The following is a 14,034-nucleotide window of genomic DNA, read 5'->3' as shown; positions in this document are numbered from 1 at the left end:
CGCCGCGTTCCCCCTGCGACGCTTGCGGGTCGCTACTTCAGTACGAGCGAGGTCCACGACTTGACCCACTGATCACGGTTGGCGGCGATCCTGCCGGGGGCCATGGTCGCGGGGTCCTCGGCGGCCGGCCCGTACCGGGTGAAGTCGGCCGGGACCTCGGCACCCTGCCGCACCGGGTACACGAACATCTTCAGCGGCATGTCCTCCTGGAACTCCTTGGAGACCAGGAAGTCGATGAAGGCCTTGGCACCCTTGGGGTTCTTCGCGTTGCCCAGCAGCCCGGCGAACTCGATCTGCCGGAAGCAGGTGCCGGTCGCGACGCCGGTCGGGGCGGTGCTGGGCCGCTTCTTGGCGTAGATCACCTCGGCGGGCGGCGAGGAGGCGTACGACACGACGAGCGGCCGGTCGCCGCCGGCCTTCTTCCCCTCCGACGATCCCGAGAACTCCTGGTAGTAGGCCTGGTCCCAGCCGTCGACGACCTTGACGCCGTTCGCCTTGAGCTTCTTCCAGTAGTCCTGCCATCCGTCGTCGCCGAACTGCGCGGCGCTGCCGAGCAGGAAGCCGAGGCCGGGCGAGGAGGTGGCGGCGTTCTCCGTGACGAGGAGGTTCTTGTACTGCGGCTTGGCCAGGTCGGCGAAGGACCGCGGCGGGGTCAGCCTGTGCTCGCTGAAGTACGCCTTGTCGTAGTTGACGCAGATGTCGCCGTGGTCGATCGGCGTGACCCGGTGCTTGTCCTTGTCGAGCTGGTAGGCGGCGCCGACCTTGTCCAGGCCCTTGGCGGTGTACGGCTGGAAGAGGCCGTTGTCGAGGGCGCGGGAGAGCAGGGTGTTGTCGACGCCGAAGAAGACGTCGCCCTGCGGGTTGTCCTTGGTCAGGATCGCCTTGTTGACGGCCTGCCCGGCGTCGCCGTCCTTGAGGACCCGGACCTTGTACCCGGACCGCTTCTCGAAGTCCTTGAGGACCTTCTTGGAGACGGCCCACGAGTTGTGGCTGACCAGGGTGACGGTCTTGGAGTCCGTGTGGCTGCCGGTGTCCGTCGAGCCGCATGCGGACAGTGTGGTCAGGCCGAGCCCGACCGCGACGGCCACGAGGGTCTTGTTGTGCACTGGATGTCCTCCTGGGGTTGGCCAGGAAGAGACGCGGCCCTGCCCGGGCTCCTTCGAGGGAGGCCCGGGCAGGGCGCAACAGCTTGAGTGATGACCGAACTTCCTACCCAGAATGACCTGGGCGAGGTTCAGAGGGTCTGCGGCCGGTTGCCGCACTCTCAGCGCTGTGGCGCTCCCCTGTCGGAATATGCAGATGTTGGCCGATATGAAGTTGTGCCGACCGGGTCAGATTACCGTTCGGTGGCCGCGAGCTGTCCGCAGGCCCCGTCGATCTCCTGACCGCGGGTGTCCCGGATGGTCACGGGCACCCCGTGGGCGGCGATGGCCTCGACGAACGCCTTCTCGTCCTCGGGCCGGGACGCGGTCCACTTCGACCCCGGGGTCGGGTTCAGCGGGATGAGGTTGACGTGCACGGGCTTGCCCCTGAGCAGCCGTCCGAGCCGGTCACCGCGCCAGGCCTGGTCGTTGATGTCCCGGATGAGCGCGTACTCGATGGACAGCCGGCGGCCCGACTTCTCGACGTACTCGAACCCGGCGTCCAGCACCTCGCGCACCTTCCACCGCGTGTTCACGGGGACGAGGGTGTCGCGCAGCTCGTCGTCGGGCGCGTGCAGGGAGATCGCCAGCCGGCACTTGAAGCCCTCGTCGGCGAACCGGTGGATGGCCGGCACCAGCCCGACCGTGGACACGGTGATCCCGCGCTGCGACAGCCCGAGCCCGTCCGGGGCGGGATCGGTGAGCGCGCGGATGGCACCCACCACTCGCTTGTAGTTGGCGAGCGGCTCCCCCATGCCCATGAAGACGATGTTGGACAGCCGCGCGGGCCCGCCGGGCACCTCGCCGTCCCGCAGCGCCCGCATCCCGTCGACGATCTGGTGCACGATCTCGGCGGTGGACAGGTTCCGGTCCAGACCCGCCTGGCCGGTCGCGCAGAACGGGCAGTTCATCCCGCAGCCCGCCTGCGAGCTGATGCACATGGTGACCCGGTCCGGGTACCGCATCAGCACAGACTCGACCAGCGTCCCGTCGAACAGCCGCCACAGCGTCTTGCGCGTGGTCCCCTCGTCGGTGGACAGGTGCCGGACGACCGTCATCAGCTCCGGGAACAGCGCTTCCTGGAGCTTGGCACGCGACCCCGCGGGGATGTCGGTCCACTGCTCCGGGTCGTGCGCGTACCGCGCGAAGTAGTGCTGCGAGAGCTGCTTGGCACGGAACGGCTTCTCACCGATCCCGGCCACCGCGTCCTTGCGCTCAGCGGGCGTGAGGTCGGCGAGATGCCGCGGCGGCTTCTTGGCTCCGCGCGGCGCGACGAATGTGAGTTCTCCGGGCTTAGGCATGGCTGTACCAGTGTCGCAGATCCACTTGGGTGACCTGCGGCTGTCGATCGCTACGACTGTCGGTAGTGGTCGTCGCCGGTCGCTGTTGAGCGATCTCGGACGGCCCAGGGACGGCCCAGGGGTGATCACTCGTGGGCCGCCCGCTACTCGTCGAGGCGGACCCTGAGCTGGTGGTCGTGGGCTGCCAGAGGACCGCGCCGCTCACGAAGGTTCCCAAAAGCCGGGAGGCCCATCCCTGCGGCATGGCCGTGATCGCTGCCAGCGGGGCTGGCAACGGATGTCCTCTTCGGCGATCCGAGCCCCGACAGGCAGGGCCGCGACGGTTGCCGCCCAGCTCTCCTCATCCAAGTCCGCGGCCGGCACTGCAGGGCTCGTGGACTCACGCGTACTCGTCCATCGGCGCAGCATGATGCCCTGGTGTGACTCGTCACGCCGCGAGCGGGGCGCGAGGGGGAAACGTGAACTCGGACGGGTCGATAAGCATTAAGTGGTGGCTTCCCGACCGGCCTGAGCAAAGAAGTCCTGAAGGCTGTCAAGCCCACCCTGCGCAAGTTCCAGGGAATCGACCTAACCCGCACTGCCTGCGAATCACAGATCGAGATTCACCACGACGTTCTTCTTGCAGTCCAGCTGGTGCGGCAGGACAACGGCATCGGCATTTTTACACAGGGCGCGAATACCAGCCGGATCCATTACATGGCCGCGATGAGTGCACGCCGCACCCAAAAGGCATCGGTCTGTCGTATCGGATACAAGGTTGTACGACACCAAGGCTTTGAGGCCTACACTCATCCTCATCAGGTCGATCACGGGGGCTGTCGACATCGGATGGTGCTCATGTGCGCTCTTTTCGACCCTCCTGAGCCTCGCCGCGTCTCGCCGGGCGAGTACCTGGTGTGGGACCAGGCTCTCGCCCTTCTGAACCGGGACCTGGCGGTGACGCTTCCCCAGCTGGAACCCCTGCAACTGCTGGCCCTTCCGTCCTACGATGCGGATGAGCCAGAGAACGTCTACGTCGCCATGGCCAACGGCGAGTGGCACGGCAATCACCTGGACCCGAACTCACAGCACAGCCTTGCCTCTGCACTGGCGAGCGTCGCCGAAGCCGCGCAGGAGACCGTCATGGAGCTTCTGTGGCAGGCGTGGCCCCTGTGCCCCGAGCATGGCCTGGGCATGCATCCAAGGGAGGACGCACAGGAGCGACTGTTCTGGTGGTGCGCAGGAGAACGGTTGCGTCGCGGCCCGGCTCATGTCCACGCGGCCGTGGGCGCACTCGACGCTTTGGGAGCGTCGATCCGTACACGGTCTTGAAAACCGTCGTGGCAGCGATGTCACCGTGGGTTCAAATCCCACCGCCTCCGCACGATGAGCAGTGAATGGCGTCGTTGAGAGCCTGGGGCGAACACGGGTAAAGGTGCGTATTACGCAGGCCGCATTTGAGAGCCATGACGGAGAAGTTGTGACATTCCGCCCTGAGGACCTGGAGTGGGGGCACCGCGGCACCCCCCGCAACTCAGATCGCATGGTCGATGCCATGACGAAGATGAAGCTCGGCATCGTAGCCGAAGCTCTGCAGCTGGGCCTTGATCGCGGCATCCTGACCAACTCGCAAAAGCAAGAGCTGGAGCGGGCCTGGGAAGAACACACTGAGGCGACCGCACGACCCTTAGGAATGGCCTAACAGCAACGACGGCCCAGCGGGCACAAGTGAGCCCCCTATTGGCGAGAACATCGCTGGTAGGGGGCTTCTTGGTGCCCGGAGCACATCAGTTCTCCGGCCCTGGACGGCCCCGCGGGGATCGTTCGGCGGTGGCCGTCGCTCACGCTGCGTCGAAGTCCGACCGGGGCCGGACCTCCACGACGAAGTCCGCGTCCTTCAGGTCGCCCTCCTCGTCGTGCCAGAGGAAGAGCCGCACGTGCATCGCGTGGTGGAGGCCGGTCCTCTCCCACTCGGTCATCAGGTCGGCGACGATGCGGCCGATGACGTGCTTGGCCCCCTCGGCGGAGTCGGGGGCGGTCATCGCGCCCTGCCACCGGTCGGGGTCGCTGCCGTAGGGGCGCCAGCCCTCGGAGCCGTGCGGCTCGAACACCCGGTACACCCAATCCGTATTGGTGTTCATAACACCGATCCTGTCACCGTAGGGAGCCTCATGCGCCGCATCGGATCGACGCCCGCCGAGCGCGGGTCGGTCGGAGCGAACAACTGTCCCGACGTCTTCGAGAGGGAGGACGGCGACTTCTTCGTGATCGGCAAGGCCGTCATGGCGGACCAGGCGCCGGACCCCGAGGAGCTGCGCCGGCTCGGTGCGTCCATCGGTACCGACGAACTGGCCGTCATCGTGCCGCGCGACTGCATGCTGGCCGCCGCGCAGCAGCTCGCGGCCGAGCTCGCCGTCACAGGGCCAGGTACGTCCTGATGGCGAGGGCGAGCAGGAAGATCACCGCCGTGCCGGTCAGGAAGCGGCGGACCGGGGTTCCGTCCTGGGGCAACGTGTAAGCGATCACTGCGCGCTTCGGCTTTCTCGGGTCGTAGATGACGTCGACCCGCTGCCTGATCTCCGCGTCGGCCTGGGAGCTGCGCGGAGTGGTGAACGTGACCGGGTCGCCGCCCGGGACACGGAACCGGATGAGACAGCTGACCTTGCCGTCCCGCACGGAGTGACCGACGCAGACCCCCCGCCCCTTCACACCTAGTCGTCGTCGCTGCCCCCGCCGGACCTGCGGCCCCGGCTCTTCTGCGCGCTGCTCAGCAGTTCGCCCGCCGTGCGGGTGACGAGCGCGACGCCGCGGACCCAGCGTGGGCCGCCGCGCTCCGCCCAGACCACGCAGACGCATCCGCCGATGGCGAGGGCCAGGACGCCGAGCAGTAGAAAGATCATGTTCCCCCCATTGGTTCACGCGTACCTTGTCATGAACCGCCTCACCACGTCACGGGCAGGGTCCTCGGTCCGCGGATCAGGCCCCGCCGCTGGAACTGCACCTTCTGCGGGGGCACGGCCAGCCGGATGCCGGGGAAGCGGGCGAGGACCGAGCCGATCATGACCTCGGCCTCCATGCGGGCCATGACGGCGGCCAGGCAGTGGTGCGGGCCGTGACCGAAGGCCACGTGGGCGGGGCCGTCGCGGTCGAAGTCCAGGGCGTCGGGGTCGGAGAACACCGCGGGGTCGCGGTTGGCGGCGACGTAGGCGTTGTAGACCACGTCACCGGCCCGGATCAGCCGGCCGCCGACCTCGACGTCCTCGGTGGCGATCCGCGGGATGCCGACGCCGTTGCGGTGCGGGACGTAGCGGAACAGCTCCTCCACCGCCCGGGGCAGCAGCTCCGGCTCCCGGCGCAACCGGTCAAGCTGCTCGGGGTGGGTGAGCAGCGCGTACATCATCGAACCGCTGTTGCTGCGGACCGCGTGGCCGCCGCTGACCTGCACGGCGATGGCGAGGGAGAGGGCCTCGTCGTCGGTGATCTCGCCCGTCGCCGCGGCCTGCGCCAGCACCCCGGCCAGGTCGTCGCGGGGTTCCGTACGACGGCGCCGGAGCAGCTCGGTGAGCCGGGCACGGGTGACCCGGGCGGCCTCCCGGGCCCGCTCCTCGGCCCCGGCGCCCGCGGACAGCAGGGCCTCGCCCGCCTCCGTCCAGCCCTGCCAGTCCTTCTCGTCGGCCCCGAGGAAGTCGCGGAGCACGGCGAGCGGGAACGGGCCGTGCAGGTGCTCCACGAGGTCGGCGGGCGGGCCGGCGCGCCGCATCCCGTCGAGCAGTTCGGCGGCCCGGCGCTCGGCGAGCGGCCGCATCCGCTGCATGCTCCGGCCGGTGAACGCGCGGGCCACGACCCGGCGCAGCCGCGTGTGCCGGGGCGGATCGATGTACTGCAGGCCCGCCGTCTGGGAGGCCACCGGCACCGGGCGCATGCTGGTGACGTCGCGGCCGACGACCCGTTCCCGGGAGAAGCGCGGGTCGGAGGTGACGAAGCGGACGTCCTCGTACCGGGTGACCAGCCAGGCGTGCCCCTCGCCGTACGGCAGCCTGATCCGGGTGACCGGTTCCTCGCGCAGCAGCTCGTCCAGGAAGGGGTCGGGGTGGAGTCCGGGCAGGTCCTCGACGGGCCAGAAGCGCACCGGCGGTGCGGCGGCCCTGCCGGGCGGCGTGGGGGCGGGGGCGCGGTCGGGCGGGGCGGGGTCGAGGGGCATGGGGCACACTCCCTGCTGCGTCGCCAGGGCGGCGGTACCGCCGCCCTGTGAGGGAGTCTGCCGCGCGCGGGTCCCGGCCGCCGATTCGTGCTGCGGCATCCGGGTGCGGATCCGGGGCGGATCCGGGGCGGATCCGGGGCGGGTACGGGTGCGGATCCGGGGCGGGTACGGGTGCCGATCCAGGACCGGGTACGGGTTGTCCCCGGGTACGACGACGGCCCCCGCCCTGCGTTCAGGACGGGGGCCGGAAGGCCGTACCGCGTGGCGCCGTACCGCTCACGCCGAGCCGACGAAGACCACCATGAGCAGCCACACCACCGGAGCCGTCGGCAGCAGCGAGTCGAGCCGGTCCATGATGCCGCCGTGCCCGGGGAGCAGGGTGCCCATGTCCTTGATGCCCAGGTCCCGCTTGATCATGGACTCGCCGAGGTCGCCCAGCGTGGCGCTGGCCGCCACCGCGAGGCCCAGCAGCAGACCCTGCCACCAGCTGCCGCCGTCGATCAGGAACTGCATGCACAGCGCGCCCGCGACCATCGCGAACAGCACCGCGCCCAGCAGACCCTCGCGGGTCTTGCCGGGGCTGATGCGCGGCGCGAGCTTGTGCCTGCCGAACCGCCAGCCGACCGCGTAGGCACCGGTGTCGCTGACGACCGTCAGCAGCAGGAAGGTGAGCACCCGCCACGGGCCGTCGGCGGCGGTGAGCATCAGCGCGACGAACGTGGCCAGGAAGGGCACGTAGAACGCGGCGAAGACACCGGCCGTGACGTCCTTGAGGTAGCCCTCGGGTGGTTCCGTCATGCGCCAGACCAGCGTGGCCAGGGCCGTCAGCGCCATGGCGACCCACGCGCCCTCGGCACCGCGCACGTAGCCGGCGACGACCATCGCCGCACCGCCGAGCGCGAGCGGCACCAGCGGCGCCTTGATGCCCCTGCGCTCCTGGAGCCTGCTGGTCAGCTCCCACAGGCCGACGACCACGGCGACCGCGACCACGCCGACGAACACGGCCTTGACGATGAACAGGGAGGCGATGATCACCACACCGAGCCCGACCCCGACGCCTATGGCCGCGCTCAGGTCACGGCCCGCGCTCTTCTTCTGCGGCGCTGGCGCCGGCTGCGGGGCGTCGGACATGGGCTCCGGGTTCTGGTTCTCGGCCGGGAGTTCCCGGGCCTGCAACGTCTCGTCTCGGAACAAGGGGCCGCTCAGCCGAGCGGCCCCCCGGTCGTCGTCCTGGTCTCCGCCGTACGCGGGTACGTCGGGCACGATGGGCATGGGGCGAGTCTGCTGCGCCTCAGGCGCATCGTACGCGGGACCCGCCGGGACGGCCCCCGGGACAGGCTGGGCGGGGCCGCCCCCGGCGGTCCCCCAGTACCCGGCCTGGCCCGCCGCTGGCGGCGCTCCCCAGGAAGAGTCGCTCATCAGACTTCGAGCAGCTCCGCTTCCTTGTGCTTGAGGAGCTCGTCCACCTGGGCGACGTACTTCGCCGTGGTGTCGTCGAGCTCCTTCTCCGCACGACGGCCCTCGTCCTCGCCGACCTCACCGTCCTTGATCAGCTTGTCGATGGCGTCCTTGGCCTTGCGGCGCACGGAGCGGATGGACACCTTGGCGTCCTCGCCCTTGCCCTTGGCGACCTTGATGTACTCGCGGCGGCGCTCCTCGGTCAGCTCGGGGAACACCACCCGGATGATGTTGCCGTCGTTGCTGGGGTTGACGCCCAGGTCGGAGTCGCGGATCGCCTGCTCGATGTTGCGCAGCGCGCTCTTGTCGAACGGGGTCACGACCGCCATGCGCGGCTCCGGCACGGAGAACGAGGCCAGCTGGTTGATCGGCGTCAGGGCACCGTAGTAGTCGGCCACGATCTTGTTGAACATCGCCGGGTGCGCACGCCCGGTGCGGATCGCGGCGAAGTCCTCCTTGGCGACCACGACGGCCTTCTCCATCTTCTCCTCGGCCTCGAGGAGGGTCTCTTCGATCACCACTTGCTCCTGCGTGTCTTGAGTAAGGCCCGGCTGCGGTTCCTGAAGTCGGTCGGCGGCCGGCTGCGTCGCGTCTTCTTCCTGCACGGTTCCCGACCGGCAGGACATTGTCCATCCCCCGGCCGGGGTCCGGCCCCCTCACAGGGCCGCACCGGCCGGCCGGGTTGATCCCGGGTCAGTCCCGGCTGCCCTCGTCACCCACCAGAGTGCCGATCTTCTCACCCTTGACGGCGCGGGCGATATTGCCCTCCGCGAGAAGCTCGAAGACCAGGATCGGGAGCTTGTTGTCGCGGCACAGCGTGATGGCGGTGGCGTCGGCGACCTTGAGGTCACGGGTGATGACCTCGCCGTAGCCGAGGGCGTCGAACTTGACGGCGTCGGGGTTGGTCTTGGGGTCGGAGTCGTAGACCCCGTCCACGCCGTTCTTGCCCATGAGCAGCGCCTCGGCGTCGATCTCCAGGGCGCGCTGGGCGGCGGTGGTGTCGGTGGAGAAGTAGGGCATGCCCATACCGGCGCCGAAGATGACCACGCGCCCCTTCTCCAGGTGGCGCACGGCGCGCAGCGGGATGTACGGCTCGGCGACCTGGCCCATGGTGATGGCGGTCTGCACGCGGGACTGGATGCCCTCCTTCTCCAGGAAGTCCTGGAGGGCGAGGCAGTTCATCACGGTGCCGAGCATGCCCATGTAGTCGGAGCGGGCGCGGTCCATGCCGCGCTGCTGGAGTTCGGCGCCGCGGAAGAAGTTGCCGCCGCCGATGACGACCGCGATCTGGGCGCCGTCGCGCACGACGGCCGCGATCTCACGGGCGATCTTGTGCACCACGTCCGGGTCGACGCCCAGGCCCCCGCCACCGGAGAAGGCCTCTCCGGACAGCTTCAGCAGAAACCGGCCGCGTACTTTGCCGTCGTCGCTCTTCTGGGCCTTGGTCGTCATGGGGGATCCCGCCTCTTTCACGTGTTGCACATACGAAGAAGGCCATTGCCGGTGGGGTTGCTTTTCGCTCCCATACGCGGCAATGGCCTCCTCGTCAGATCTGCTGCCGTCCGCCTCACGCCGGGGTGTGGCGGTGTGCGCGGACGACTGCTCTCGACCCTATCGAGAATCTCTCGCCGGGTCGCGGTCGATCGCGGTACGGACTCAGATGCCGACCTTGATGCGCGAGAAGCGCTTCAGGGTGACACCGGCCTCGTCCAGGACCTTCTGGACCGACTTCTTGTTGTCCAGGGCGTACGGCTGGCCGAGCAGCGTGGCGTCCTTGAAGAAGCCGTTCAGGCGACCCTCGACGATCTTGGCGATCGCGGCCTCGGGCTTGCCCTCGGCGCGGGTGGTCTCCTCGGCGATGCGGCGCTCGGACTCGACGACCTCGGCCGGGATGTCCTCCTTGGAGAGGTACTTCGGCGCGAAGGCGGCGATGTGCTGGGCGACGCCCTTGGCGACCTCGGCGTTCGGCTTGTCCAGCTCGACCAGGACACCGATCTGCGGGGGCAGGTCGGGCATGGTGCGGTGCATGTAGGCGGTGACGTAGCCGTCGGCGAACTGCGCGAAGCGGTCCAGGACGATCTTCTCGCCGAGGTTGGCGTTGGCCTCGTCCACGAACGCCTGGACGGTCTTGCCGGACTCGATCTCGGAGGCGAGCAGGGCCTCGAGGTCGGCCGGGTTCGTCTTGGCGACGTGCTCGGCGATGGCGTTGGCCACGGCCTGGAACTTCTCGCCCTTGGCGACGAAGTCCGTCTCGCACTTCAGCTCGACGAGGACGCCGGAGGAGTTGTCGTCGGCGATGATGGAGACCACGGCGCCGTTCTCGGCGGAGCGGCCCTCGCGCTTGGCGACGCCCTTCTGGCCCTTGATGCGCAGCGCCTCGACGGCCTTCTCGACGTTGCCCTCGGCCTCGTCCAGCGCCTTCTTGCAGTCCATCATGCCGGCGCCGGTCAGCTCACGGAGCTTCTTGACGTCGGCGGCGGTGTAGTTCGCCATGAGTCTGTGAGTCTTTCTCGAAGTCTGGGAGATCTTCTGGATCCGCACGTCTGCGTTCCCCACGGTGACGGGGAACGCGTACGTCGTGCCGACCTACGGGTGAACAGCGGGGGCGGAGCCATGTCCCGCCCCCGCCGTCGAACGCTGACGGTTCGGCGTCAGGCCTGCTCGGCCTCGGCGGCCGGAGCCTCGGCAGCCGGAGCCTCGGCAGCGGCCTCGGCCTCGGCCGGCTTCTCGGCCTCGGCGGCCGGAGCCTCGTCCTTCTTCTCACCCTCGAGCAGGTCGCGCTCCCACTCGGCGAGCGGCTCGCCCGCGGCCTTCTCGCCCTTGTCGCCGGTGGCGACGCCGGAGCGGGCGATGAGGCCCTCGGCGACGGCGTCGGCGATCACGCGGGTGAGCAGGGTGACGGAGCGGATCGCGTCGTCGTTGCCCGGGATCTTGTAGTCGACCTCGTCGGGGTCGCAGTTGGTGTCGAGGATCGCGACGACCGGAATGTTCAGCTTCCGGGCCTCACCAACGGCGATGTGCTCCTTCTTGGTGTCCACGATCCAGACGGCGCTGGGCACCTTCTGCATCTCGCGGATACCACCGAGGGTCTTCTCCAGCTTGGCCTTCTCGCGCGAGAGCACGAGAAGCTCCTTCTTGGTCAGACCGGACGCGGCGACGTCCTCGAAGTCGATCTGCTCGAGCTCCTTGAGGCGCTGCAGACGCTTGTAGACGGTCGAGAAGTTGGTGAGCATGCCGCCCAGCCAGCGCTGGTTGACGTAGGGCATGCCGACGCGGGTGGCCTGCTCGGCGATGGCCTCCTGCGCCTGCTTCTTCGTGCCGACGAACATGACCGTGCCGCCGTGGGCGACGGTCTCCTTGACGAACTCGTAGGCGCGGTCGATGTACGACAGCGACTGGAGCAGGTCGATGATGTAGATGCCGTTGCGCTCGGTGAAGATGAAGCGCTTCATCTTCGGGTTCCAGCGACGGGTCTGGTGACCGAAGTGGACGCCGCTCTCCAGCAGCTCCCGCATCGTGACGACGGCCATGGCCGTTTCTCCTTGGTGTTCTCGGTTGTGCCGCGCCCGCCGGACGGCGGCCGCGCCTGACGCCCGCGATGCGCCGTGCCACGAGGGACCGAGGGGCGCTTGGTACGAACCGTTGCCGGCTGCCGTACCGGGGCGTGCGAAGTCGACCCGGTGACCCGGATCGCCAGAAGAAGTGTACGGGACCGTCGAGGTACCGGGTGACGCCACTGTCCACAACCGGCGAGTGGTCCACAGGGTCCGGCGCTGATCGGCGGGGGTGCGCGACCGTGTGGGGCATGCGATACGCGATGGTGTGGACGGCTCTGCTGCTGGCGTCGGCGGCGTCCCTGCTCACCCCGCCGGCCCGGGCGGACCCCCCGCCGCCGTCCGGGGAGGCGCCGGTCCCGGCCCTCGGCCGCGCCTGGCCGGTGGGCGTACGGCCACCGGTGCGGCGCGGCTGGGAGCCGCCGGCGACGGTGTACGGCCCCGGGCACCGGGGTGTCGACCTCGCCGCCCCGCCCGGGGCGCCGGTGCGGGCGGTGGCGGCCGGCCGGGTGCTGTTCGCGGGCCGGGTGGCCGGGCGGGGCGTGGTCTCGGTGGCCCTGACCGGCACGGACCTGCGCACCACGTACGAGCCGGTGCGCCCGTCGGTGGCGAAGGGGGACGAGGTGGCGGCGGGCGACGTGGTGGGGTCGGTGGAGGCCACCGGCTCCCACTGCGGGCCGGCACCGTGCGTCCACTGGGGCCTGCTGCGCGGCGAGGGCTACCTGAACCCCCTGTCCCTGCTCCCACCGTGGCTGCTGGCGAGGGGACCGTCGCGACTGCTGCCGGTCACGCCATGAGGCGGGGTGGGGCGGAACGTCCGCCCCCGGCGGGATTCAGCCCTTCACCCCCCGCAGCGCCATGGACACGGCCGCGTCCGTCACCGCCTCGGGTTCCTCCGCCGCGCCCAGTTCGATCCTGCGTACCGCCGCGTCCACCACTCCCTGCAGCAGCATCGCCGCCAGCCGGGGCTGCCCGTGGCCCAGCTCCTCCAGCGCCTCGACGATCATCGCGACCAGACCGCCGTGGGCCGCGCGGATCTTCTCCCGGGCCCCGGCGTCCAGCTCACTCGCCGAGATGGCCACGACCGCCCGGTGCCGCCGGTCCCCCACCAGCGCCAGCTGCTGGCGCACGTACGCCTCGACCTTGCCCTCGGCCGACTCGGCGCGCTCCATCGCCGCCGCGACCTCCGCCGCCCACACCGGGAAGTCGGCCTCGCACAGCTCCTCCACCACGGCGGCCCGGGAGCGGAAGTACTCGTACACGGACGACCGGGCCAGCCCCGTCCGCTCGGCCAGCGCGGGAAAGGTCAGTGCGTCCGTCCCGCCCTCGGACAGCAGGGACCGAGCCGCGTCCAGCAGGGCGGCTCGCTGCATCGACCGGTGTTCGGCCACGGAGGCCGCTCGAATCCTTGGCACGGCGTCCACTTTACGGACGCGCCCTGCCGGAGGGGAGGACTCAGCGCCCGAAGCTCGCGAGCTTGGCCCGCAGCTGCAGCACCGACTTGGTGTGGATCTGGCTGACCCGGCTCTCGGTGACGCCGAGCACGTTGCCGATCTCGGCGAGGGTCAGCCCCTCGTAGTAGTACAGGGTGACCACGGTCTTCTCCCGCTCGGGCAGCGTGTTGATCGCCCGCGCCAGGAACCGCCGCAGCTCCCGGTCCTCGGCCACCTCCACCGGGTTGTCGGCGGCGGTGTCCTCCAGCGTGTCCATCAGGCTCAGCCGGTCCCCGCCCTCGCCGCCGACGTGCAGCAGCTCCTCCAGGGCGACCACGTTGGCCAGCGACAACTGGCTGAACACGGCGTGCAGTTCGTCGACCTCCATGCCCAGCTCGCCGGCGACCTCGCCCTCGGTCGGCGTCCGCCGCAGCCGCGCCTCCAGGGTGGCGTAGGCCCGCTCGACGTTCCGCGCCTTCTGCCGGACCGAGCGCGGGATCCAGTCCAGCGCCCGCAGCTCGTCGATCATCGCGCCGCGGATCCGGGTGATCGCGTACGTCTCGAACTTGATCTCCCGGTCGATGTCGAACTTCTCGATCGCGTCGATCAGCCCGAACACTCCGGAGGAGACGAAGTCGGCCTGCTCCACGTTGGGCGGCAGCCCGACGCTCACCCGGCCCGCCACGTACTTGACCAGCGGCGAGTAGTGCAGGATCAGCTGCTCCCGCAGCCGGTCGTCCCCCGTCGCCTTGTACGACCGCCACAGCTCGTCGAGCGTCGAGGGTGCGGGCGGTCGCACGCTGCCACCGTCGCGGGCGGCTGGGGGGATCGCCGCCCGGTCGGACCCGGAGGTGTGCTGGGGCATTCGTCGCCTTGTGCCGTTCTGCCGTGAAGTGCCGTGAAGTGCTGCGGGGTGGGTGAGGGTGGGCTGCTTGGGTGAGGTGACTGTCTGATGCCGGGTTGGCG

General features: G+C 69.8%; 17 protein-coding genes, 1 tRNA gene and 1 riboswitch. Of the genes, 5 read left to right on the top strand and 13 right to left on the bottom strand.

Translation table 11 applies throughout. From position 1 onward, the window contains the following. Positions 1-32: 32 nt before the first annotated feature. Together ABZ923_RS02400 and rlmN are read right to left on the bottom strand one after the other, a co-directional pair. A complete protein-coding gene (locus ABZ923_RS02400; protein WP_361465664.1) occupies positions 33-1,106 on the bottom strand; it encodes a thiamine ABC transporter substrate-binding protein in 1,074 nt (357 codons plus the stop codon). 82 nt (positions 1,107-1,188) lie between these two features. After that, positions 1,189-1,295: riboswitch (TPP riboswitch) on the bottom strand. Between the two features lie 41 nt (positions 1,296-1,336). Next, positions 1,337-2,443, bottom strand: coding sequence for a 23S rRNA (adenine(2503)-C(2))-methyltransferase RlmN (rlmN, locus tag ABZ923_RS02395; protein WP_361465661.1), 1,107 nt, complete (start codon positions 2,441-2,443; stop codon positions 1,337-1,339). A 633-nt stretch (positions 2,444-3,076) separates the two neighbouring features. On the opposite strand from rlmN, the gene ABZ923_RS02390 reads away from it, so the two are divergent. From ABZ923_RS02390 to ABZ923_RS02380, 3 genes are all read left to right on the top strand, one after another. Next, on the top strand, positions 3,077-3,754 hold the full coding sequence (locus tag ABZ923_RS02390) for a hypothetical protein (RefSeq protein WP_361465659.1): 678 nt from the start codon (positions 3,077-3,079) through the stop codon (positions 3,752-3,754). Then, positions 3,727-3,804 (top strand) — tRNA-OTHER (locus tag ABZ923_RS02385). The genes ABZ923_RS02390 and ABZ923_RS02385 overlap by 28 nt, the downstream gene beginning before the upstream one ends. Positions 3,805-3,977: 173 nt before the next feature. Beyond that, the gene (locus ABZ923_RS02380) at positions 3,978-4,124 is read left to right on the top strand and encodes a hypothetical protein (protein WP_361465657.1); all 147 of its coding nucleotides are present in this window, start codon (positions 3,978-3,980) and stop codon (positions 4,122-4,124) included. A 139-nt stretch (positions 4,125-4,263) separates the two neighbouring features. On the opposite strand, the gene ABZ923_RS02375 is transcribed toward ABZ923_RS02380, so the two are convergent. After that, entirely contained in the window at positions 4,264-4,563 is a 300-nt protein-coding gene (locus ABZ923_RS02375) for a hypothetical protein (RefSeq protein ID WP_361465654.1), read from the bottom strand. A 30-nt stretch (positions 4,564-4,593) separates the two neighbouring features. Between ABZ923_RS02375 and ABZ923_RS02370 the strand changes: the two genes are divergently transcribed. After that, positions 4,594-4,860 (top strand): hypothetical protein, encoded by a 267-nt coding sequence (locus ABZ923_RS02370; RefSeq protein WP_361465652.1) that lies wholly within the window; start codon positions 4,594-4,596, stop codon positions 4,858-4,860. Here the strand turns inward: ABZ923_RS02370 and ABZ923_RS02365 are convergent. From ABZ923_RS02365 to rpsB, 8 genes are all read right to left on the bottom strand, one after another. Continuing rightward, the gene (locus tag ABZ923_RS02365; RefSeq protein WP_361465649.1) at positions 4,838-5,131 is read right to left on the bottom strand and encodes a DUF3592 domain-containing protein; all 294 of its coding nucleotides are present in this window, start codon (positions 5,129-5,131) and stop codon (positions 4,838-4,840) included. The genes ABZ923_RS02370 and ABZ923_RS02365 overlap by 23 nt on opposite strands. 2 nt (positions 5,132-5,133) lie before the next feature. Next, positions 5,134-5,322, bottom strand: coding sequence for a hypothetical protein (locus ABZ923_RS02360; protein WP_361465647.1), 189 nt, complete (start codon positions 5,320-5,322; stop codon positions 5,134-5,136). Between the two features lie 41 nt (positions 5,323-5,363). Next, entirely contained in the window at positions 5,364-6,623 is a 1,260-nt protein-coding gene (locus ABZ923_RS02355; protein WP_361465645.1) for a cytochrome P450, read from the bottom strand. Positions 6,624-6,899: 276 nt separating this feature from the next. Then, positions 6,900-8,042 carry a phosphatidate cytidylyltransferase gene (locus ABZ923_RS02350; protein ID WP_361465643.1) on the bottom strand — a complete coding sequence of 381 codons (1,143 nt, stop codon included), beginning with the start codon at positions 8,040-8,042 and terminating at the stop codon, positions 6,900-6,902. Continuing rightward, positions 8,042-8,599, bottom strand: a complete 558-nt coding sequence (gene frr, locus ABZ923_RS02345) for a ribosome recycling factor (protein WP_189981158.1) — start codon at positions 8,597-8,599, stop codon at positions 8,042-8,044. Before frr ends, ABZ923_RS02350 begins: the two co-directional genes overlap by 1 nt. Positions 8,600-8,774: 175 nt before the next feature. Next, entirely contained in the window at positions 8,775-9,533 is a 759-nt protein-coding gene (pyrH, locus tag ABZ923_RS02340) for a UMP kinase (RefSeq protein WP_059252851.1), read from the bottom strand. A 204-nt stretch (positions 9,534-9,737) separates the two neighbouring features. Continuing rightward, positions 9,738-10,574 (bottom strand): translation elongation factor Ts, encoded by an 837-nt coding sequence (gene tsf, locus ABZ923_RS02335; protein ID WP_361465639.1) that lies wholly within the window; start codon positions 10,572-10,574, stop codon positions 9,738-9,740. Between the two features lie 158 nt (positions 10,575-10,732). Continuing rightward, positions 10,733-11,611 (bottom strand): 30S ribosomal protein S2, encoded by an 879-nt coding sequence (gene rpsB, locus ABZ923_RS02330; protein WP_361465636.1) that lies wholly within the window; start codon positions 11,609-11,611, stop codon positions 10,733-10,735. Between the two features lie 275 nt (positions 11,612-11,886). Here rpsB and ABZ923_RS02325 point away from each other — a divergent pair, with 275 nt between their 5' ends. Continuing rightward, positions 11,887-12,432 carry a M23 family metallopeptidase gene (locus ABZ923_RS02325; protein WP_361465634.1) on the top strand — a complete coding sequence of 182 codons (546 nt, stop codon included), beginning with the start codon at positions 11,887-11,889 and terminating at the stop codon, positions 12,430-12,432. A gap of 36 nt (positions 12,433-12,468) precedes the next feature. On the opposite strand, the gene ABZ923_RS02320 is transcribed toward ABZ923_RS02325, so the two are convergent. Both ABZ923_RS02320 and whiG read right to left on the bottom strand, forming a co-directional pair. Next, positions 12,469-13,026: a helix-turn-helix domain-containing protein gene (locus ABZ923_RS02320; RefSeq protein ID WP_361465796.1), complete on the bottom strand. Its 558-nt coding sequence runs from the start codon at positions 13,024-13,026 to the stop codon at positions 12,469-12,471. A gap of 64 nt (positions 13,027-13,090) precedes the next feature. Further along, positions 13,091-13,933, bottom strand: coding sequence for an RNA polymerase sigma factor WhiG (gene whiG, locus ABZ923_RS02315; RefSeq protein ID WP_100828489.1), 843 nt, complete (start codon positions 13,931-13,933; stop codon positions 13,091-13,093). Positions 13,934-14,034: the final 101 nt, after the last annotated feature.

Source organism: Streptomyces sp. NPDC046881 (assembly GCF_040645015.1).
Taxonomy (GTDB): domain Bacteria; phylum Actinomycetota; class Actinomycetes; order Streptomycetales; family Streptomycetaceae; genus Streptomyces.
The sequence above is the reverse complement of the archived record's forward strand: the minus strand, read 5'-3'. Positions and strand labels throughout refer to the sequence as shown.

What these genes read in the sequence shown, in the direction of transcription:
- ABZ923_RS02380 (WP_361465657.1), top strand. Translation starts at nt 3,978, where the DNA reads ATGACGAAGATGAAGCTCGGCATCGTAGCCGAAGCTCTGCAGCTGGGC.
- ABZ923_RS02370 (WP_361465652.1), top strand. Translation starts at nt 4,594, where the DNA reads ATGCGCCGCATCGGATCGACGCCCGCCGAGCGCGGGTCGGTCGGAGCG.
- pyrH (WP_059252851.1), bottom strand. Translation starts at nt 9,533, where the DNA reads ATGACGACCAAGGCCCAGAAGAGCGACGACGGCAAAGTACGCGGCCGG.
- rpsB (WP_361465636.1), bottom strand. Translation starts at nt 11,611, where the DNA reads ATGGCCGTCGTCACGATGCGGGAGCTGCTGGAGAGCGGCGTCCACTTC.
- tsf (WP_361465639.1), bottom strand. Translation starts at nt 10,574, where the DNA reads ATGGCGAACTACACCGCCGCCGACGTCAAGAAGCTCCGTGAGCTGACC.
- rlmN (WP_361465661.1), bottom strand. Translation starts at nt 2,443, where the DNA reads ATGCCTAAGCCCGGAGAACTCACATTCGTCGCGCCGCGCGGAGCCAAG.
- ABZ923_RS02360 (WP_361465647.1), bottom strand. Translation starts at nt 5,322, where the DNA reads ATGATCTTTCTACTGCTCGGCGTCCTGGCCCTCGCCATCGGCGGATGC.
- ABZ923_RS02375 (WP_361465654.1), bottom strand. Translation starts at nt 4,563, where the DNA reads ATGAACACCAATACGGATTGGGTGTACCGGGTGTTCGAGCCGCACGGC.
- ABZ923_RS02355 (WP_361465645.1), bottom strand. Translation starts at nt 6,623, where the DNA reads ATGCCCCTCGACCCCGCCCCGCCCGACCGCGCCCCCGCCCCCACGCCG.
- ABZ923_RS02350 (WP_361465643.1), bottom strand. Translation starts at nt 8,042, where the DNA reads ATGAGCGACTCTTCCTGGGGAGCGCCGCCAGCGGCGGGCCAGGCCGGG.
- whiG (WP_100828489.1), bottom strand. Translation starts at nt 13,933, where the DNA reads ATGCCCCAGCACACCTCCGGGTCCGACCGGGCGGCGATCCCCCCAGCC.
- ABZ923_RS02325 (WP_361465634.1), top strand. Translation starts at nt 11,887, where the DNA reads ATGCGATACGCGATGGTGTGGACGGCTCTGCTGCTGGCGTCGGCGGCG.